The sequence below is a fragment of the Candidatus Thiothrix phosphatis genome (genome assembly GCF_035668035.1).
Lineage (GTDB): Bacteria > Pseudomonadota > Gammaproteobacteria > Thiotrichales > Thiotrichaceae > Thiothrix > Thiothrix phosphatis.
In genome coordinates this window covers 57,833-77,586 of record NZ_JAYMYJ010000086.1, presented here as the reverse complement: position 1 = coordinate 77,586, position 19,754 = coordinate 57,833, and the positions used below count along the sequence as shown (strand labels likewise).

The window sequence follows — 19,754 nt, the reverse complement described above, 5'->3', positions numbered from 1 at the left end:
GGATCAGTGCCCATCCCGCAGACAGGCAATTGCGGCTGATGGTTTATGACAATGGTTTCGGCATGTCAGTGCAACAATTGGCGGATATTCATCAACAAGTGGCGAAATCGTCGAAAATCAATGGCCATGGGTTGGGATTGTGTTTCGTACAACGGGAATGCCTGCATAATGGTTTTGAGCTGGCCATTGAATCAGAAATAGGGCTTTATAGCTGCGTCAGCATCCAATTGGGCTGGGAGGGTATAGCCCAACATTCAAATGTCCATTGACTACCTGGATCATGCGTTGTAGCAGACGCTGAATTATATAAGCAAAAAGTCATAACAGCGATCTTGGACATATTACAAATGTCTACATATGGCGTCATATTTTCCATTCACGATCAAGAGCGTAATGTCATTAAAGTAAGGAGGCTCTGATGCTCAAAGGAAGGGCGGAGGATGACGGCAAGCAAGGATTGCTGGGGAGAGCCTCTTCAGTTGATGTGGATTCGCACATCAAGGAGGATTTTTATGTATTGGCGCATATCCAAAGTACTTATAAGCTGTTTTGCAGTCTTGCTTATGAGTGTGGCATCGGCAAGCCTGACTACGGTCTATGACCCCTATTACCCAATTACCGGCATTGGCGTTACATCTTAGGTAGTGGGTCAGACCTGAGAAACACATTACAATCCCTCACATGACATGTCACCAAGAAATCGTCTGCCCCGACTGCGGCAGCAACCACATCAGGAAAGCCGGATACAGTGCCAGTGGGGAACGGCGTTACCGTTGTGGCAATCCCGACTGTCCAACGAAAAGCTTTATGTTGACTTATCGCTACAAGGCCTACCAGCCCGGAATGAAAAGGCGGATTGTTGAGATGGCGATTAACAGCAGTGGAATTCGGGACACTGCCCGTGTGCTTGGCATTAGCAAGACCACGGTGATCAGCACCCTAAAAAAAAGCGGCTGGAATCACCCGGGTAAACCCGAAATTTTACACGCTGGCATCTGAAAGCAGGGGTGGCCTGGAAGTCAGGCTGGAAGCCGTCTGTAAGGCCGAACTGGATGAGCAATGGTCTTTTGTCGGCAAGAAAAGTAACCAGCGTTGGTTGTGGCACGCGGTTGACCATGCGACCAATACCGTTATTGCCTATGTGTTTGGGAAGCGTAAAGACGTCGTTTTTAAACAGCTAAAAGCGCTGCTCGACCCCTTTGGGATTGCCCGTTATTATACCGATGACTGGGGCGCTTACGAACGCCATTTGGACGCTGGCCTGCACGAAGTTGGCAAGCGTAATACCCAAAAAATCGAGCGGAAAAACCTCAACCTGCGAACGTGGGTCAAGCGTTTGGCGCGTAAGACCATCTGCTTTTCAAAGGATGAGACGATGCATGATACGGTGATTGGATTGCTCATCAACAAAGTAGAATTCGGGATTGATATTCATGCCAAAATTCAGGTCTGACCCACTACCACATCTTATTCTGATTCAAACGATCATTGTGAGCCATGGGCTTCCCGTAGAATTAATGTTGATTTGAATAGAGGGGCGGGGGGTCAGTATATTTATCTATGCATTTACCGTTCGCCGGGTTACAAACCCGTTACTGGTTTGGCTATTGTTGGATATAAATGTCCGGATGGCTATCAGAAAATCAATATAGACCTGAATAGCGGTGCTAGGGTAGATAAAAAAATAACATCTGCAATCTATTTATGCGTTGCCCACAACCAGGATTATTATCCTTACCATTACTTTGGTTCTCCAATTACTTCGATAGAAGTGACAGCACACCCAACTTCTAGTCGAAATATTTGTAAGAACCCTTATCGGCTTGAATATGATTTAAATTACAGTGTAGGCGGCGATTATATCTATATATGTTATGACAGGGATCGTAGCGGCTATTGGTAAGGTTGTGCATAATTAAATAGTGATTGGTGAAGGTAAGCGCAGTCTTCGATTCTCTCTTTTTCATCACTATCACCGAGTTTAATGCCTAGTATTCCTGCTTCTTCAATATTCTCAGTAATTTCAAAAAAACAGCCTGGAGTCAGTGCAAAAATGCCTATTTGCACTCCAGGCATATTTAAGTTTCTATCAATCCCCAAGGGTACGGTGTCATCACTAAAACAGAAGAATACTACATCGCCGTGATTTATTTTTTGGTTGACTAATATGCTTTCCTTTCCAAATGCAGTTGGGTTTATATCAAAATATAAATCGTAATCTGTACTATTTTTGATGGCTGTATGAATGCACTTTTGAATTGGTTGTTGTCCATCAGCTTTTTCTAGTGCCCCACTTCTTTCGCACAACAATAAGATAAATAATGGTAACAAGTTTTTGAACAAAGTATTCATGCGTTATGTTCTGCCATAGATTAGCCTGAATCGATAGGTAGTAACTTAGCGGCAGACACACACAGTATATCTTCCAGCGTAGTTTTTTGCAGAATCATACAGATCAAGTGTTTTAATATTACAAGCAGAACACTGATTATTTGGCTGGATTGCCTGGGTTGGTTGGTTTGGCTGGATTGCCTGGGTTGGTTGGTTTGGCTGGATTGCCTGGGTTGGCTGGATTGCCTGGGTTGGTTGGTTTGGCTGGATTGCCTGGGTTGGTTGGTTTGGCTGGATTGCCTGGGTTGGTTGGTTTGGCTGATTCATCATGCCCTCTATGAATATGCTAGCTATTCTTAAAATATCCTCCTCTCGTTTTTCTTTTCTTTTTTCCTTATCCGATTTTTCTGATGTCGTTGGGGTTGTGGTTGGGGTAGTTGGGGCTGGTGTTGTGGTGGATTTCTGGGATGCGCAAGAGCTTGAGCTGGGAAGTAACCCTTGGGATATTAAGGCAGAACATTGACTTTTGCCAAGTGCAGTTAATTCTTTGTCTGGCGGTTGATTGACATGGCATTGTTGGCAATTGTTTCCGAAGGTAGGTAATCCTAATGCCTCTCCTGCAACTAAAAATAGGGTAATGGAAGAAAATAATAATTTAAATCTTGATGGTGTATACATAATTGTTTTATGAAAGCTGACTAGCTTCCATCCTCCATATAAATTTGCTTGTTTCTTTAGTAAGTTGATTTAATGGACATATAATAAAAGATTGCACTATCTGGAGTATTATAGATTAACAGGGTGGTGGATCAGGAACGCACACAGTATAGTTTCCTATATAATTTCCTGAAGCATCATAAAGGTCAAGAGCTTTTCTAGTGCAAGAGCTGCTGGCTGGAAGAATTCCATTTTTCTTTAGGTATTTACAATACTCTAAACCATCTGATGTAAAGTTTTTGCTGCCCATTTCACCTATGTGACAAAATGCACATTTTTTGCCGACCTCGTTAGCATATCTTGGCCTTGCGGATGCTTCTTCGATAATCAGTAAAGATGAAATAGAAGATAATAGTAATAAACTAAATAGTGTGGCTTTCATTTTAGACTCCCGCAATAAAATATTGCGGCCTCCTGGCTATGGGTTGTTTTGGGGTTTTGTTTTCAAAAGATAGAAAAGATTTTCCTTGAAGCAATGCTAGCTCTGATTAAGAAGATGATGAAATATGCCTTATGTTATAGAAGGAACAGGTTTTCGTATGAAAAATGATATACGTACAAAGCATTAGATTAAGTTTGTCTTGGATTGTGTGATTGCCTGATAACTGTTCAAAATATGTGGATTGTGATTTTGAAAGCAATTGAAGTTAAATACGTAGACCTAGTTGTTGTAAGTTTTGAATACAAAGTATGGTAGTTGTTATTTTGAGCTGAGGCTCATTAGGTATATATCCAGTTATTACAAATATGCAGGCAAAATATCGTATTTGCTGCTTGTCGTTATAGAAGTATTATTAACTGATAAGGCATGCTGGAACTTGTCAGAGTTGCTTGGTTATATTCGGAGTTTATTATCTTTGGTTATGGCTGGTTTGGCTGAAGCGTTTCTGTGTTTTAAGTTATTTGAAATTATTTAAAGGAGACTCTTATGAACAATGTATCAGCATCATTGGCGATTTTAACAGCGTTGTCTTTAGTTGGATGTGGTGGTGGTGGTGGCGGTACTAGTACAACGACGCCTACGACGCCTACGACGCCTACGACAAAACTAGCTGCGAAAGCAGATCTTCTTGGTTTGTGGGATTCAACACGTATTATTAATGGGCAGGCAGATGTTTCGTATCTGTTATTTACTGAAGATCAGATTTATGCGTATGACTATATGAATGACCCTTACGATGTTCAAAATAAAACCTCGCTATTTTCAGGTCAAGATTGTTACGTACAAGATGGCCCATATCCTGTTTTATATAATGCTGATTCTACCATTAGCATATATGATAAAATTAATGGATGGATTAATTCACCACCAATTACTATTACAGGGTTAAGGGCAGATCTTGGTGGTATGCTAGGAACAGGCTCTATAAATAAATCAAATCTTTCTGCAACTTCATTCAAGTTGTGTTTCTAAATCTAGCATTTATGCCTTTCAAGGTGAAAAAGCAGACAATAAGGTTTTCATCTTGATGACATCTGATGCTGAAACTTACCCCCTTGCTGGGGCGCTTTGCCGAACGCACGCCATTGCCTGTCGATGTACGTTGTTCCAGCGAAGAAGATGGTTTCTGCCAAACCAAAAATGGTACGGTACATCTGTACGGAAGATTGAAATCATGCACATCAATGAGACTATGAACATGCTGGCTAAGTCGTACTGCGACTGTAATATGAGTCAATGAGGTAATTTTATGAAGATTTGTATTCAAACCTTTCGAACAAAAACACTAGTTTTATTACCTTTTTTAGTTTTGCCGTTTCATATTGCACAAGCCACAGAAATTAGCTGGACTTATAATAATCCTCCGATAAAAAGGACATATTGCACTAATACTTGCTCACTTCGCGTGTTAGGACAATGTGTCAGTTATAGCCAAAGCTGTACTACAATCAATACACCAGATAAAAACCTTGAGTTTGCAGAGCAACATAAGCAAGTGATTAGAGCTGCCATGAATCATGTATCACAACAAATGCAACGCAGTGAAGTACGCTCTTGCATTGCCAATCACATAAATTACTTTAGCTATAGCAGTGGGCTATGGACAAATCTACAAGAACAGTCATGGCTCGATTTCAGCGCACTAATTGGTGTAAAAAAATGGCCGACTATAAATTTTTACTCTTACCGTAGTAGTAGCTCTATTGGACGTACTGTACCAGAAAAAAAACTTTGGGGGACTTCTGATGCTTTACATTGGACTGGGGAGCCAAAAATAGAGCTTAACTTGAACAAAATAGAAGAATTTACGAAAAACTATAATACAAATAAAGCAGGGATAGCATTTGCAGGAACAATTTTCCATGAATTGCTACATCAAATGGGGCAAAAACATCCCACAACTGGAAACTATTCAAGCGATTATGAGGCAGGGTATTTTGTAGTGGTTGCAGGCGACTGTATCAAGTACAGTGGGCTTGGAGATAGGCGTACTGCAATAGCTAATGGCCTGCCATTGACTGGTGGTGCATTACCGCCCCCAGAAAAAGAGGACTGATTCGGTAATCTGAACTGCATAACTCCAGTGTTTTTAAGGTAGCCCTCTGTCCACTGTGACCTTGGTAGACGTGCGTTATAGTGCCCAGACAGCAATGATGGGGAAAGCCTATGCTAAACTGCCAGCATGGACACGACCGGCAAGCGCAGTATGACCTTGAAAATTCCCTACGGCGAAAGCAATTTCAAAAAAGTGATCAGCGGCGGCTATGTCTACATCGACAAAACGGCGTATATCGCGCAACTGGAGGCTGCTGGCAGCTACCATTTCCTGCTGCGCCCGCGCCGTTTCGGCAAAAGCCTGCTGCTGTCGAGCCTGTGGTATTACTACGATATTCGCCATCAGGCTGAATTCGAGACGCTGTTCGGCCATCTTTACATCGGCCAGCACCCCACCCCGCTGAAAAGCAGCTATCAGGTGCTGTTCATGGAATTCAGCGGCATTGACACCCGTGGTGGCGAGCCTGCCATCTACCAGCGCTTTGGTGAAAAGATTGAAACCAGCCTGCAAGATTTTCTGAGGCGTTACGGCTTCGCGCCGGAAATGGCAGCGGAGATAAGCCTCAAGTCTTCCCCCGAAGCCAAACTGGAGCATTTCTTCACCCTGATGTCAGGGTGCAAAATCCTGCTGCTGATTGATGAATACGACCACTTTGCCAACGCCATCCTGGCGGATGACCTGAAACTGTTCCAGCAAATCATGGGCAAGGGTGGATTTGTGCGCAGTTTCTACGAAACCATCAAGACCGCCACCCAACAGGGTGTCGTTGACCGCATGTTTGTCACCGGCGTGACCCCGATCATGCTCGACAGCATGACCAGTGGTTTTAATATTGGCCAGAACCTGTCCCTGACCGAAGCCTTCAACGAGGCGGTGGGTTTCACCCGGCAAGAAGTCGCCAGCCTGTTGCGACCGATGGCGCAAGCCTGCCCGCTAGATCAGGGGCAACTGCTGGCCATTGTGACCGACTGGTACAACGGCTACCGCTTCCACGCCGATGCCGCTGAAACCGTCTACAACGCCAACATGGTGCTGTATTTCCTGAACACGTTTGACTATCGACGTTGCGCCTACCCGAAGAAAATGCTGGATGACAATATTGCCTCTGATTACGGCAAGATATTGGCGATGTTCAGCATTGGCGACCGCGACGCCAACTTTGCAGTACTGGACGAATTGCTCAACCAGGGGACAGTGACCGCCCAGCAGCGGCGCAAGTTTGATTTTGACAAGGGCTTTGACCGCGACGATTTCATCAGCCTGCTGGCCTACATGGGCTTTGTCACCCTGCGCCATGAAACCCTGGCGGGCGAAGTGTTCGTCATCCCCAATCAGGTGATGCGCGAACTGTATTTCCAATACTTCAAGGTGGAACTGGAACGCCGCAACCAGATCAGCATCCCCGACCGTGCTTTGCTGGTGGCGGTGGAAACGCTGGCCTTGCGCGATGACATCCAGCCGCTGGTGACGGAACTGGAACGGGTGCTGCAACTGCTTTCCAACCGTGACTCCTTGTGGCTGGATGAAGAGCACATCAAGACCATCCTGCTGGCCTTGCTCTACCAGTCGCCCGCCTATTTCATCCAGAGCGAGCGGGAAATGAACCGTAAGTACCCCGACATCCTGCTGCTGGAGCGCAGCCCGTACAAGGTCAACCACCAACATCTGATTGAGCTGAAATACAGCAAAAAAGGTGACAAAGAAAAAGGCTGGGAGAGCAAAAAACAAGAAGGTGTCACACAAATCCAGGGCTACCTGCAATTGCCCGCCATTATGGCCTTGCCCAAACTCAGCGCGTGGCTGCTGGTAACTGACGGTGAGCGGGTGGAAATCAGCAAACACCCCTAGCCACACAACAATCCCTACTTTTCCACTTGGTTATTACCGTTCGGTATTGAAATTTCTCAATCCCACCCCGATCTTCCTACCATGAACATCAACCATGCGATAGGTCAAGATCATGCCATTTCGCCCTAGTAACCGGATGTGGAGCGAAGCCTTCGAACTGCTGGCTGAGGCCGAACGCCTCCAGCGCCAGTGCTTCCGCCCCCTACCTTCCCAGACGCCCACCTGGGAACCGCCCGTCGATATGATCGAAACCCGTGACGCTGTGCTGGTGACTGTCGCCCTGCCCGGCGTTGAGCCGGAACGGGTGGAAGTCCACCTCAACAGCGGCCAGATCGTGGTCAGCGGCGTGCGCCCATTGCCACGCCAGACTCAAGGTGTGCGCATCCACCGGCTGGAGCTTCCCTACGGACGTTTCGAACGCCGCATCCTGCTGCCGCACGGCCAGTACGAACTGGTCAGCCACAGCATCAGGCACGGCTGCCTGCAAATGCACCTGCGCAAAATTTGAGGAAAGTGAATGAACGATACCGATAAAACCTTGCAGGCCTCTGCAAGCGCCTGTGCCAGCAACACGCAAACCGCTGTGAGTGACGCCCTGATCCTCATTCCCATGCGCAATGTCGTGCTGTTCCCCGGCATGGCGATCCCCATCACCATTGGCCGCGAGCAATCACTGGCCGCCGCGCAGGAAGCCGTCAACAGTGGCCGCAAGATCGGCCTGCTGCTGCAAAGCCACCCTGAAATCGACGAGCCGCAAGGCAGCGACCTGTACGCCACCGGCACCATCGCCAACATCCTGCGCTACGTCACCACGCCAGGCGGCACCCACCACCTGGTTGTGCAAGGCGAGGAACGTTTCCGCGTGCTCGATTACGTCAGCAGCCGTCCCTACCTGGCCGCACATGTCGAAGTGTTGCCGGAAGAAGACGGCTCCGATTCCGACATCCAGGCGCGGATGCGGCATTTGCAGGAAAAATCCATCGAGACCGTACAGCTTCTGCCGCAAGCGCCGCCGGAAATCAGCGCCGCTATCCAGGGCATGGGGTCGGCAGGGGCGCTGGCCGATCTGGTCAGCAATTTCCTCGACATCAGCCCGCAGGAAAAGCAGCGGATTCTGGAAACCATGGATCTGCGCGAACGCCTCGACAAAGTTTCCGGCCACGTCCGTCAGCAGCTCGAAGTGTTGAAGCTGACCCGCGAAATCGACGAACAGACCAAGCAGTCGATGGATGCCCGTCAGCGCGAATTCATGCTGCGTGAACGCCTCAAGGCCATCCAGAAAGAGCTGGGCGACGATGACGATGGCAACGACGCCGAAATCGAGGAATTGCGCCAGGCCATTGCCGACGCCAATATGCCGCAGGAAGCCGCCGACCAGGCCGCCAAGGAACTCAAGCGCCTGCAAAAAATGTCCGAAGCGTCCGGCGAATATTCCATGATCCGCACCTATCTCGACTGGCTGGTCGACCTGCCCTGGAGCAAGCTGGATGAGGAAAACATCGACATAGCCAAAGCACGCGCAGTGCTGGACGCCGACCATTACGGCCTCGACAAGATCAAGAAACGTATCCTCGAATACCTCGCGGTGCGCAAACTGAACCCGGAAGGCCGCAGCCCGATCTTGTGCTTCGCAGGCCCCCCCGGTGTCGGCAAAACCTCGCTGGGGCAAAGCATCGCCCGTGCGCTCGGTTTGCAGTTCGTGCGCGCCAGCCTCGGCGGCACCCATGATGAAGCCGAAATCCGTGGACACCGCCGCACCTACCTCGGCGCGCTGCCCGGCAATATCATCCAGGAAATGCGCAAGGCCGGAACCCGCAACCCGGTGTTTATGCTGGATGAAATCGACAAGCTCGGCAGTGGCGGTTTCCACGGCGACCCGGCGTCCGCGCTGCTGGAAGTGCTAGACCCGGCGCAAAACGGCACGTTCCGCGACAACTACCTGGCGTTGCCGTTTGACCTGAGCAAAGTGGTGTTCATCGCCACCGCCAATGTGCTGGACGCAATCCCAGGGCCGTTGCGCGACCGTATGGAAATCATCAGCCTGCCCGGCTACACCGAAGACGAAAAGGTCGAAATCGCCAAGCGTTACCTGCTCAAGCGCCAACTGGAAACCAATGGCCTGACCTCAGAACAGGCTCAGGTCAGCGAAGACGCCCTGCGCGCCATCGTCACGGGTTACACCCGCGAAGCTGGCGTGCGCAATCTGGAGCGTGAAATCGGCTCAGTGCTGCGCCACGCCGCCATGCAGGTTTCCGAAGGTACAACCATACAGGTCAATATCGGCCCGGATGACCTACACGCCATCCTCGGCCCGCAACGTTTTGAAAGCGAAGTGGCGATGCGTACCAGTACGCCCGGGGTCGCTACCGGCATGGCCTGGACACCGGTTGGCGGTGACATCCTGTTCATCGAAACCACCAAAATGCCCGGCAAAGGCCGCCTGACCATTACCGGGCAGTTGGGTGACGTGATGAAGGAAAGTGCTCAGGCTGCCCTCAGCCTGATCAAGTCACGTGCCAGACAGCTGGGTATCAACCAGCAGGTCTTTGAGGAAATCGACATCCACCTGCATGTCCCTGCTGGCGCGATCCCCAAGGACGGGCCAAGCGCCGGTGTTTCCATCTTCACTGCGCTGGTTTCACTGTTGACCGAACAGAAAGTGCGCAGCGATGTCGCCATGACCGGCGAAATCAGCCTGCGCGGGCTGGTGCTGCCGATTGGCGGGGTGAAGGAAAAATGCCTGGCTGCATTGCGCGCCGGTATCCACACCGTGCTGCTGCCTGCCCGCAACCGCCGGGATTGGGAAGACGTGCCCGCCAATGCCCGTGGGCAATTGCAGGTCATCTGGCTGGAAACGGTGGAAGATGTGTTGGCCGCCGCGCTGGAAGCCAATACACATCAAACTGAGCTGAAATCAGCTGCTTGACGCAGCACAGGAGGGCGGGTTGGGAAGCAATCGCCCGGCCTGCTGCTTGAACATCGGGGCAGGGGGCTATTTTTCATGAAACCTGCCCCGATGATGATGGCAACGCTGTGCGGATGGTCCAGAATCTGTGCTAGGATATTCGTCGCTTTCCAGCAAGGGGGAATGCTCTGACTGTCGCCTGCTTGGCGGCATTATCCACTCCCGAATCCCGAATATAGCCCAGCACACGATGGCAGGAAGAGTCGCTATGCCCGTGGCCGGATTGTCTTCCTCAAGGAGTTCTTATGCGATGCAACCTGTGTGGAAATGATGAATTCGTTGACATGAGTTCAAGGAAAAATGTCCAGTGTTCACAATGCTTTTCCTTGGAAAGGACACGCCTGCTATGGCTTTACCTGCAACGGCTGCCGTTGGCTCCGCATCACAAGGTGCTGCACATCGCCCCGGAACTGGGGTTGTACCAGGCATTGGCAAAGCGCATCAACAAGGAAAACTATATCGTCGCGGACATCAGCCCTGACCGCTACCCGTTTGTGGAAAACTGCATCAAAATAGATTTAAGCGATCTGGAGAGTCAGCCGTCCCGTGAATTTGACCTGATCCTGCATAGCCATGTGTTGGAACACGTCCCTTGCAATATCGCCTATACCCTTTTCCATTTGCACAGGATGCTCAAGGATAGCGGCCGCCACTTTTTCGTGGTGCCGTTCACGCCCGGCAAATACGAGGAAAACTTTCAGGATCTCAGCTATGCGGAACGCTGCCAGCGTTTCGGGCAGCATGATCATGTCCGTCTCTTTGGCCGGAAAGATATCGGTGCCCATCTGGGCAAGCTACTCAGATTGCCTGCCGATATTGATGTCACCCGGGATTTTACGCCGGAGGAATTGCTGGAGGCCAATATCCCGGAGAGTTGCTGGAGGGAGTTTCAAGGGTGCGCTGTCTTCAATCTCGGCAGAAGTGATATGAAATTCCTTCCCTGAAGTGGAAGGCTTCAGCGCTCACGCCAGTGTGGGGCAGAGGGCGTTGGTTTGTCCTGGGTTCAGGTCAATTTAAGTTGCTCCCAAATTGCATCCACGCGGGATTTGACCGCCGCATCCATCACAATCGGTATATCCCACTCCCGCGTGGATTTCTCGGGTCATCTGTTGGGGGAGCTGCCATCTTCTTCCCACTCAAACCCTACAAAATTCCGCACTTGCGCACTAAACTCCATCCCCACCAAAAAGATGCGGTGCTGGCCATCGCGGTAGGGCGCGGCGTAATCCTGCTGTTTGATTTGCGCCATTGCGCTGCCATCACCTTCTGTGCCATCCACCATCTTGAATTCAAAGATATACACCCGTTTTGCCCCATTGATAAAGGGCAAGCGTAAGGCCATATCCACCCGTCCCTTGTTGCTGCTTTCCTCGGCGCGTGTGTCAAGGCTGAGGGAACACAGGAAAGCGTACATTACAGAGGCATAATAACCTTCGTAGTTGGCTATCGGGTTGTTGGTGTAATTCTGGTGGGCAATATTGTCGAACAGGGCGCGGAAATGGCGTTCCAGCGTGGCAAAATCATTGCGGATCAGTGCTTGGCGGATGGCGCTGCGTTCCGGGCGGGTATCCGTGAGGTAGTTGTCCAGCAGATACCCCATCAGGCTATAACGCACTTCATTGTTGGGATAAGTCAGTGCGTATTCCGGCAAACTGCCCGGCACATCCACCATTTCCCGCTTGATCGTCAGGTAGCCTGTCTGGAACAACAGGGTTTCCAGATGAATCTTGTCCACATCAAAATCCCCCAAAGCCTTGTAATCCATGTTCACGGCTTCGAGGTCGGGCAGATAAAACGGGCGGGTGCGCAAAATATCCACCAGAAACGACGGGGTTGCGGTTTCAAACCAGTACGGTAAAAACTTTTTGCCCTTGGCAATAAACAGCAGCACATCAAACGGGTTATAAACGCTTTCCCCCAGCCAGTTGTAGCCGTTGTACCATGACCGCACCATTGCCATGTCCGTGCCTTGCAAGTGTTCGGCAAAATGGTGTTCCAGTTCGGTTTGGGTATAGCCGCACAGGGCGCTGTAACGCGGGTCAAGGGTGATGTCTTCCAGGTTGTTCAGGCCGCTGAACAGCGAGACCTTGGAAAATTTGCTGACCCCGGTGAGGAAGGCAAAACGGATATTGGCATCCTGCCCCTTGATCACCGAATACAGGTCGCGTAGCCCGTTGCGCATTTCAGCCGCAACCTCTGGATGGGTGATATTGTCAAGGATGGGTTTGTCGTATTCATCCACCAACACCACCACGTCGCGCCCGTATTTGGCTTTGGCATTGCGGATCAGTTCACCGAAGCAGGCGGCAGGGTCTTGATGGTGGCGGCAACTGACCCCCAATTGTTCCTGGTTCAATTCCAGGATTTGCTGGATACGCCGTTCCAACGCGGTGCGGCTTTCCAATAGCCCCTCGGCGAAGCTGATGGATATGACGGGGTATTGCACTGCCCAATCCCAGTGCGGGTGGATGTGCAAGTCGCGAAACAGGGTCTCATTGCCTGCAAACAACTGGTGCAAGGTATCCACCAGCAGTGACTTGCCAAAACGGCGCGGACGTGAGAGGAAGTAATATTTGCCCCTGTCGGTCAGCATTTGCACATACGGGGTTTTGTCCACATAAACGTAGCCGTCTGCGATGAAGTTGGCGAGGGTGCTGATGCCGATGGGTAGCTTTTTCATGTGCCGTGTTTGCCTTGGGTGATAAGGGGATTATAGCCCCAACGTCTTCCACATCCCATCCACGCGGGCTTTGACCGCCGCATCCATCACAATCGGCGTGCCCCATTCCCGCGTGGTTTCCCCCGGCCATTTGTTGGTCGCATCCAGCCCCATCTTCGACCCCAGCCCCGACACTGGCGAGGCGAAATCCAGGTAATCAATCGGCGTATGCTCCACCAGCGTGGTGTCGCGCGCCGGATCCATGCGCGTGGTCATAGCCCAGATCACATCCTCCCACTTACGGGTATCCACGTCGTCATCCACCACGATGATGAACTTGGTGTACATGAACTGGCGCAGGAACGACCACACCCCCATCATCACCCGCTTGGAGTGCCCCGGATATTGCTTCCTGATGCTGACCACCGCCATGCGGTAGGAACAGCCTTCCGGCGGCAGGTAGAAATCGACGATTTCCGGGAATTGCTTTTGCAGGATCGGCACGAACACTTCGTTCAGCGCCACGCCCAAGATCGCCGGTTCATCCGGTGGGCGCCCGGTGTAGGTGCTGTGGTAAATCGGCTCTTTGCGGTGGGTGATGCGCTCAATGGTGAACACCGGGAAGCTGTCGATCTCATTGTAATAGCCGGTATGGTCGCCATATGGCCCTTCAGGAGCCAGGTCGTCAGGATAAATGTGGCCTTCCAGCACGAATTCCGCCGCCGCCGGAACCTGCAAATCCACCCCGACCGCCTGCGCCAGCTCCGTCCGCGAACCGCGCAACAGCCCCGCGAACGCATACTCGGACAACGTGTCGGGAACCGGCGTCACCGCGCCCAAAATCGTCGCAGGGTCTGCGCCAATCGCCACCGCCACCGGAAACGGTTTGCCCGGATGCGCCTGTTGGAACTCACGGAAATCCAGCGCCCCGCCGCGATGCGATAGCCAGCGCATGATCACGCGGTTTTTGCCGAGCACCTGCTGGCGGTAAATGCCCAGGTTTTGCCGTGCTTTTTCCGGCCCTTTGGTGACCACCAAGCCCCAGGTGATCAACGGCGCGGCGTCCCCCGGCCAGCAATGCTGGATCGGCAGTTTGCCCAAATCCACCGCTTCGCCTTCCAGCACCACCTGTTGGCAGGGTGCCTTGCTGACGGTTTTCGGTGCCATATCCAGGATCTTGCGGAAAATCGGTAGGGCGCTCATGGCGTCCTTGAAACCTTTCGGCGGGTCGGGTTGCTTCAGCAGCGCGAGCAGTTTGCCGACTTCGCGCAGGGCTTCGGTCGATTCCTCGCCCATCCCCAACGCAACGCGGCGCGGCGTGCCGAACAGGTTGGCCAGCACCGGGACGCTATGCCCTTTCGGCTTTTCAAACAGCAGGGCGGGGCCACCGGAACGCAGCACGCGGTCGGCAATTTCAGTCATTTCCAGATGCGGGTCGACTTCCACGCTGATGCGTTTCAGCTCGCCCATTTTCTCCAGTTGCTGGATAAAATCGCGCAGGTCGTGGTATTTCATGGCCAGGATGATAACGGAAAATTTCGCGGGCTGGCTATGGGCGTGCGTATAATCCGGGGTTTTCCTGGCAGGCAGAGCAACCATGGCGCAAGAACCGGACAAAACCCTCCTGAACACACCTTTGCTGCGTTACTGGCTGGCGACCCGGCCAGGGTTCCTCGCCGCCAGTTTGATCCCGGTGCTTATCGGGGTGGCCGCCGTTGCGCACCGGGGCGGGAGGGTCAGCTTCCTGTTGCTGCTGCTGACCCTGTTGGCGGCTGCGTTGGTGCATGCGGCGGTCAATGTCCTCAATGATTACTATGACCACGAAAACGGTACGGATGAACGCAATACGCAGCGGATTTTCCCCTTTACCGGTGGCAGCCGTTTTATCCAGAACGGCGTGTTGGATGCAGGGGAAACCTTCCAGTTCGGCTCCCTGCTGCTGGCCGCCGCCATTCTGCTGGGCGTCGGGCTGGCCTGGGCCAGCGGCATGGGGCTGTTGTGGATTGGCGTGGCGGGCGTGGTGGTCGGCTGGGGCTATTCCGCGCCGCCGCTGCGCCTGAACAGCCGGGGGCTGGGCGAACCGGCGGTGGCGCTGGGTTTCGGCATCCTCACGCCGCTGGGCGCATGGTTTGTGCAAACCGGGGAAATGTCCGCCTATCCAGTGCTGGTCAGCCTGCCGGTGGCGCTGCTGGTGATGAATATCCTGTTCATCAACCAGTTTCCCGACCATCAGGCGGACGCCGCCAGCGGCAAGCACCATTGGGTGGTGCGCATGGGGTTGGGCAACGCGCCGAAAATTTATCTGGGGGCGGTCATGTTGGCGGCGCTGATCCTGTTGGCGCTGGTGGTCGCGGCGGCGTTGCCGGTCTGGTCGCTGTTGAGCCTGCCGCCACTGGTGCTGTCCGCGAAGGCCGGGATGTTGCTGCGGCAATACGCCACCCAGCCGCCGCTGCTGGAGCCAGCCATCAAAATGACCATCGCCAGCATGATCCTGCATGGCGTGCTGTTAAGCCTGACCCTGTGGCTGGTATAGTTTGCGCATGAACACTACCGACTACGCTGCAACCCCATTCGCCCGCGCTTACCCAGCGCCATTGCAGGGGGCGTTCCGCACCTTGGCGGAAGATTTTATCGTTGACGAACAGATGGACATCGCCTTGAGCGGCAGCGGCGAACATCTGTGGCTGCAAGTGCGCAAAACCGGCGCCAATACCGACTGGGCCGCTGGCCAGCTTGCCCGTTGCGCGGGCGTGCCAGCAGCGGACGTTGGCTACGCCGGTTTGAAAGACCGTCATGCCGTCGCCACCCAATGGTTCAGCCTGCAACTGCCCGGCAGGGCTGACCCGGATTTTTCCGCCCTGCCGCCGGAGCTTGTCATCCTCCAACAGCAACGCCATGACCGCAAGCTGCGGCGCGGGGCGCTGGTGGGGAACCGTTTCACCCTTACCCTGCGGGATTGCTCGGGCGACTTCGCCGAGGCGGAACAGGTCTGCCAGCAAATTGCCCAGTACGGCTTGCCCAATTACTATGGCGAACAGCGTTTCGGCCATAACTTCGGCAACCTGCTGAAGGCGGAGCGCTGGTTCCAGGGCGAATTTAAACCGAAGCAGCGCAACCAGCGTAGCTTGTATCTGTCCGCCGCCCGTTCATGGGTGTTCAACCACATCCTGGCGGCGAGGGTGGCGCAAGGCTCCTGGTGCCAGCGGTTGCCCGGCGACATTTTCATGTTTGATGGTGGGAGCGCCTGGTTTGCGGATGACGCCAGCCCCGAGCTCCAACAGCGGCTGGATGCGTTGGAAATCCACCCGACTGGCGCATTGTGGGGCAGGGGGGAGCTGGAGACGCAAGCCGTCGCCCGCGACCTGGAGCAGGCGCAGGCGGACGCCTTTACGGTTTTCTGCGCCGGTCTGGAAAAGCAGGGCTTGAAGCAAGAGCGCCGCGCCTTGCGCATCCGGGTGGGGGACATTGGTTTTGAAAGGGTGGATGGCAGCACCTTGAAACTGTCGTTTGAACTGCCGCCAGGGGCTTACGCCACCGTGCTGCTGGGGCAATTGGGGACGTTTCATGCGCCAGCCCCAACAAGGGATGCTTAGGCGGCTGAATCCGCCAGTGCTTCCAGCAGGCGTTCCACATCCGCTGCTGAATGCGCCGCCGACAAGGTGACCCGTAACCGCGCCGTGTCGGGGGGCACTGTCGGCGGGCGGATGGCGGTCACCAGAATGCCGCGTCCTTCCAGCTTGTGGCTCATGGCCTGCGCCTGTTCGCTGCCGCCGACCAGGATAGGCTGGATCGGTGTGTTGGACGGCAGCAATGGCAGGCCGAGTTGCTCCACGCCTTGCCGGAATTGCCGGATCAGCGCCTGCAAATGTTCCCGCCGCCAGTTTTCCGTCTGCGCCAGTTGCAGGCTGGTGAGGGTCGCGGCGGCCACGGCGGGCGGCTGGGCGGTGGTGTAAATCCAGGTGCGGGCGGTCTGGATCAGGTATTCGATCAGGTCGCCGTCTCCAGCGACGAATGCGCCCGCCGTGCCCAGCGCCTTGCCCAGTGTGCCCATCAGGATTGGCACGTCAGCTTGGGTGAGCCCTTCGGCTTCCAGTAGCCCGCCGCCGGTCGGCCCCAGGACGCCGATGCCGTGTGCGTCATCCACCATCAGCCAGGCGTCGTGCGTGCGCGCCATCAGCGCCAGTTTGCGCACAGGCGCGGCGTCGCCATCCATGCTGAATATTCCGTCGGTCATGATCAGGCGGGTGGCTTCCGGGTTGTCGTGCGCCAACAGGCGCTTGCCGAGGTTGATGGTGTCATTATGCGGGTAGCGCACCAGTTTTGCGCCGGACAACAGCCCCGCGTCGATCAGTGAGGCGTGGTTGAGGCGGTCTGCGTAAACAATATCGCTGCGTTTGCCCAACAGCGCATTGGCGACGCCAAGGTTTGCCATGTAGCCGGTGGAAAACAGCAGGGCGCGGTCACGCCCGGTGAAGGCCGCGAGCGCTTCTTCCAATTGTTGGTGAGGGCGGGAATGGCCGTTGACCAAGTGCGCGGCTCCGCTGCCGACGCCGTATTCGTTCGCTGCCTGCTGGAAGGCGCGGATCACGTCCGGATGGCTGGCAAGCCCCAGGTAGTCGTTGCTGCAGAAGGACAGCATCGGCTTGCCATCGATGGTCATGTGCGGCTGTTGTGGGGAATCGGCCACGCGGGTGCGGCGATACAAATGCCGGGAGCGGCGGGTGTCGAGTTCAGTGAGGATTTTGCAGAATTTTGGATCGGGATTCATGCAGGATTATTATTAATAGGGGCGAAAGCCATTCGCCCCTGCCGGAACTGTTACGCTTTCTTGATCATGAACGTGTATTCGCCTCTTGCTTCGCTGCTGCTGACCATTTCATTGCCAGTTTGCTTGCAGAACGCTTCCATGTCCTTGACGGAGCCTGGGTCGGTGGCGATAACTTTCAGAATTTCGCCGGAAGTCAGGCCATTGATGGCTTTTTTGGTGCGAAGGATCGGCAGCGGGCAGTTTAAGCCGCGTGCGTCCAGTTCTTGTTTAAAATCAGACATTTTTCCTCTCCTGATCTCAGTTAAATACGATGCGATCCAAAACTAGAAGGGCTGTAACATATCATCAAAATTGCTGAATCTCCATATCTTTGTATACTGGCATTTTTAGGATGACGGGAATTCCAGTGTATGGCCGGTAGTGAACTTCGCTTTACTAAAATGCAGGGGACAGGCAACGATTTTGTGGTGCTGGATGGCGTGCGTCAGCAGGTGTTTTTGGATGCATCCAAAGTCCGTCGGATAGCTGACCGGCATTTCGGGGTCGGCTGTGATCAGGTTCTGCTGGTGGAGGCATATACGGGTGATGACGCTGATTTCCGTTACCGGATTTTCAATGCTGATGGCGGCGAAGTGGAGCAATGCGGCAATGGCGCACGTTGTTTCGCCCGTTTTGTGCATGATGAAGGGTTGACGCAGAAAACCACCATTCCGGTGATGACGGCGTCAGGCCGGATCGTGCTGCAAATCCAGCCTGATGGGCAGGTCACCGTGAATATGGGCGTGCCAGAACTGGAGCCTGCCCGTATCCCGTTCATTTCCGAACGGAGGCAAACGCTCTATACTCTGGAAATGGCGGGAAAAATGGTATCATTTGCAGCAGTTTCGATGGGTAATCCGCATGCTGTGCTGCAAGTGGCGGATGTGGATGATGCGCCAGTTGCAATGCTGGGTTCCCAACTGGAGACGCACCCGGCGTTTCCCAATCGGGTGAATGCCGGTTTCATGCAGGTAATGGGGCCGGGCAGCATCCGGCTGCGGGTGTTTGAGCGTGGTTCAGGCGAGACGCTGGCGTGTGGGACAGGCGCATGCGCCGCTGTGGTGGCGGGCCGTATCCAAGGGTTGCTGGATGCTCAGGTCACTGTCGCATTGCGTGGCGGGCACCTACAGATAATGTGGCAGGGTGAAGGGCAGCCGGTGTGGATGACGGGGCCGGCGGAAACGGTATTCAGGGGAACAGTCACAGTATGAGCACACAAAATGAACAGGTGGACAGGGACATCAGCGCAGGGCAAGTTGCTGTATGGTTGCGGGCGCATCCTGATTTTTTCCGCGAGCATGAGGATTTGCTGGATTGCCTGAGCCTACCGCACCCGCATACTGGGCAGGCGGTTTCCCTGTTGGAGCGGCTGGTGCAGCGCCAGCGTGAACGTTACCGTGAGTTGCAGGAACGGCAGGCCGAAATGTTGAAGGCTGCCCGCGATAGCGAGCATGTGATCGCCCGCTTGCACCATCTGGCCTTGGAGCTGATGACCTGCGATAGCCTGGATGATGTGGTGGCGACCTGCAATGACATGTTGCGCGGGGATTTCAAGGCCGACAGCGTGGTGTTGCGCCTGATTGGCCGGGGGCGTTCGCGGGACGGGTTGCATTTCATCGACCCGGATGACAAATCCCTCAAGCAATTGGCCACCTTGTTCCGCAAACGCCAGCCAGTGTGCGGCAGGTTACGCCCACGCCAGCAGACGTTCCTGTTTGGCGAGGAGGGCGTGTCCATCAAATCTGCTGTCCTGATCCCGCTTTACGAGGCCCGTGAAATCGGTGTGCTGGCACTGGGCAGCGAAAACGAGGCACGCTTTTATCCAGGGATGGGCACTTTGTTCATTGGCCAGCTTGGCGGGCTGGTGGCGCGGGCGCTGTCGCGCTATCTGGAGCCGCCGCTGCATACGGTTGAGGCTGGCGCTTGAGG

20 protein-coding genes are annotated in these 19,754 nt (G+C 53.6%); 13 read left to right on the top strand and 7 right to left on the bottom strand.

Translation table 11 applies throughout. The features are described 5' to 3' along the window. The 3 genes from VSS37_RS09020 to VSS37_RS09010 form a co-directional block, all read left to right on the top strand. Nucleotides 1-269: ATP-binding protein (locus VSS37_RS09020; RefSeq protein ID WP_324694506.1), on the top strand; the 269-nt coding region annotated here is incomplete at its 5' end. A gap of 149 nt (nt 270-418) precedes the next feature. Beyond that, nucleotides 419-601: a hypothetical protein gene (locus VSS37_RS09015; protein WP_324694505.1), complete on the top strand. Its 183-nt coding sequence runs from the start codon at nt 419-421 to the stop codon at nt 599-601. An 80-nt stretch (nt 602-681) separates the two neighbouring features. Beyond that, a protein-coding gene (locus VSS37_RS09010) for an IS1 family transposase (protein ID WP_445971477.1) occupies nt 682-1,453 on the top strand; the annotation gives its coding sequence in 2 pieces (ribosomal slippage) (nt 682-989 and nt 988-1,453; 774 coding nt in all). Between the two features lie 440 nt (nt 1,454-1,893). Here the strand turns inward: VSS37_RS09010 and VSS37_RS09005 are convergent. The 3 genes from VSS37_RS09005 to VSS37_RS08995 all read right to left on the bottom strand — a co-directional run bounded on the left by VSS37_RS09005 (nt 1,894) and on the right by VSS37_RS08995 (nt 3,430). Beyond that, entirely contained in the window at nt 1,894-2,352 is a 459-nt protein-coding gene (locus tag VSS37_RS09005; RefSeq protein ID WP_324694504.1) for a hypothetical protein, read from the bottom strand. A gap of 45 nt (nt 2,353-2,397) precedes the next feature. Next, complete coding sequence (locus VSS37_RS09000; RefSeq protein ID WP_324694503.1) at nt 2,398-3,009, bottom strand: hypothetical protein; 612 nt, start codon at nt 3,007-3,009, stop codon at nt 2,398-2,400. Nucleotides 3,010-3,124: 115 nt separating this feature from the next. Continuing rightward, nucleotides 3,125-3,430 (bottom strand): hypothetical protein, encoded by a 306-nt coding sequence (locus VSS37_RS08995; RefSeq protein ID WP_324694502.1) that lies wholly within the window; start codon nt 3,428-3,430, stop codon nt 3,125-3,127. 546 nt (nt 3,431-3,976) lie between these two features. On the opposite strand from VSS37_RS08995, the gene VSS37_RS08990 reads away from it, so the two are divergent. The 6 genes from VSS37_RS08990 to VSS37_RS08965 all read left to right on the top strand — a co-directional run bounded on the left by VSS37_RS08990 (nt 3,977) and on the right by VSS37_RS08965 (nt 11,303). Continuing rightward, nucleotides 3,977-4,462, top strand: coding sequence for a hypothetical protein (locus VSS37_RS08990; protein ID WP_324694501.1), 486 nt, complete (start codon nt 3,977-3,979; stop codon nt 4,460-4,462). A gap of 277 nt (nt 4,463-4,739) precedes the next feature. Further along, a complete protein-coding gene (locus VSS37_RS08985) occupies nt 4,740-5,546 on the top strand; it encodes a hypothetical protein (protein WP_324694500.1) in 807 nt (268 codons plus the stop codon). 150 nt (nt 5,547-5,696) lie between these two features. Next, the gene (locus VSS37_RS08980) at nt 5,697-7,394 is read left to right on the top strand and encodes an AAA family ATPase (RefSeq protein ID WP_324694499.1); all 1,698 of its coding nucleotides are present in this window, start codon (nt 5,697-5,699) and stop codon (nt 7,392-7,394) included. A gap of 112 nt (nt 7,395-7,506) precedes the next feature. After that, a complete protein-coding gene (locus VSS37_RS08975; protein WP_324694498.1) occupies nt 7,507-7,902 on the top strand; it encodes an Hsp20/alpha crystallin family protein in 396 nt (131 codons plus the stop codon). Nucleotides 7,903-7,911: 9 nt separating this feature from the next. Then, nucleotides 7,912-10,320, top strand: a complete 2,409-nt coding sequence (gene lon / locus VSS37_RS08970; protein WP_324694497.1) for an endopeptidase La — start codon at nt 7,912-7,914, stop codon at nt 10,318-10,320. Between the two features lie 323 nt (nt 10,321-10,643). Further along, nucleotides 10,644-11,303: a methyltransferase domain-containing protein gene (locus tag VSS37_RS08965; RefSeq protein WP_324694496.1), complete on the top strand. Its 660-nt coding sequence runs from the start codon at nt 10,644-10,646 to the stop codon at nt 11,301-11,303. Nucleotides 11,304-11,461: 158 nt separating this feature from the next. Here VSS37_RS08965 and VSS37_RS08960 read toward each other — a convergent pair whose 3' ends face one another. Next, a complete protein-coding gene (locus tag VSS37_RS08960) occupies nt 11,462-13,039 on the bottom strand; it encodes a PD-(D/E)XK nuclease domain-containing ATP-binding protein (protein ID WP_324694495.1) in 1,578 nt (525 codons plus the stop codon). Nucleotides 13,040-13,069: 30 nt separating this feature from the next. After that, nucleotides 13,070-14,533, bottom strand: a complete 1,464-nt coding sequence (gene ubiD / locus VSS37_RS08955; RefSeq protein WP_324694509.1) for a 4-hydroxy-3-polyprenylbenzoate decarboxylase — start codon at nt 14,531-14,533, stop codon at nt 13,070-13,072. 82 nt (nt 14,534-14,615) lie between these two features. Here ubiD and VSS37_RS08950 point away from each other — a divergent pair, with 82 nt between their 5' ends. Further along, on the top strand, nt 14,616-15,551 hold the full coding sequence (locus tag VSS37_RS08950; RefSeq protein ID WP_324694494.1) for a prenyltransferase: 936 nt from the start codon (nt 14,616-14,618) through the stop codon (nt 15,549-15,551). Between the two features lie 7 nt (nt 15,552-15,558). Then, a complete protein-coding gene (gene truD, locus VSS37_RS08945; protein WP_324694493.1) occupies nt 15,559-16,611 on the top strand; it encodes a tRNA pseudouridine(13) synthase TruD in 1,053 nt (350 codons plus the stop codon). Here truD and bioF read toward each other — a convergent pair. Together bioF and VSS37_RS08935 are read right to left on the bottom strand one after the other, a co-directional pair. After that, nucleotides 16,608-17,786 (bottom strand): 8-amino-7-oxononanoate synthase, encoded by a 1,179-nt coding sequence (bioF, locus tag VSS37_RS08940; RefSeq protein ID WP_324694492.1) that lies wholly within the window; start codon nt 17,784-17,786, stop codon nt 16,608-16,610. The genes truD and bioF overlap by 4 nt on opposite strands. A 50-nt stretch (nt 17,787-17,836) precedes the next feature. Continuing rightward, a complete protein-coding gene (locus tag VSS37_RS08935; protein ID WP_324694491.1) occupies nt 17,837-18,067 on the bottom strand; it encodes a sulfurtransferase TusA family protein in 231 nt (76 codons plus the stop codon). A 129-nt stretch (nt 18,068-18,196) separates the two neighbouring features. Between VSS37_RS08935 and dapF the strand changes: the two genes are divergently transcribed. Then, nucleotides 18,197-19,036, top strand: a complete 840-nt coding sequence (gene dapF, locus VSS37_RS08930; RefSeq protein ID WP_324694490.1) for a diaminopimelate epimerase — start codon at nt 18,197-18,199, stop codon at nt 19,034-19,036. After that, a complete protein-coding gene (locus VSS37_RS08925) occupies nt 19,033-19,752 on the top strand; it encodes a DUF484 family protein (protein ID WP_324694489.1) in 720 nt (239 codons plus the stop codon). Before dapF ends, VSS37_RS08925 begins: the two co-directional genes overlap by 4 nt. Nucleotides 19,753-19,754 lie beyond the last annotated feature (2 nt).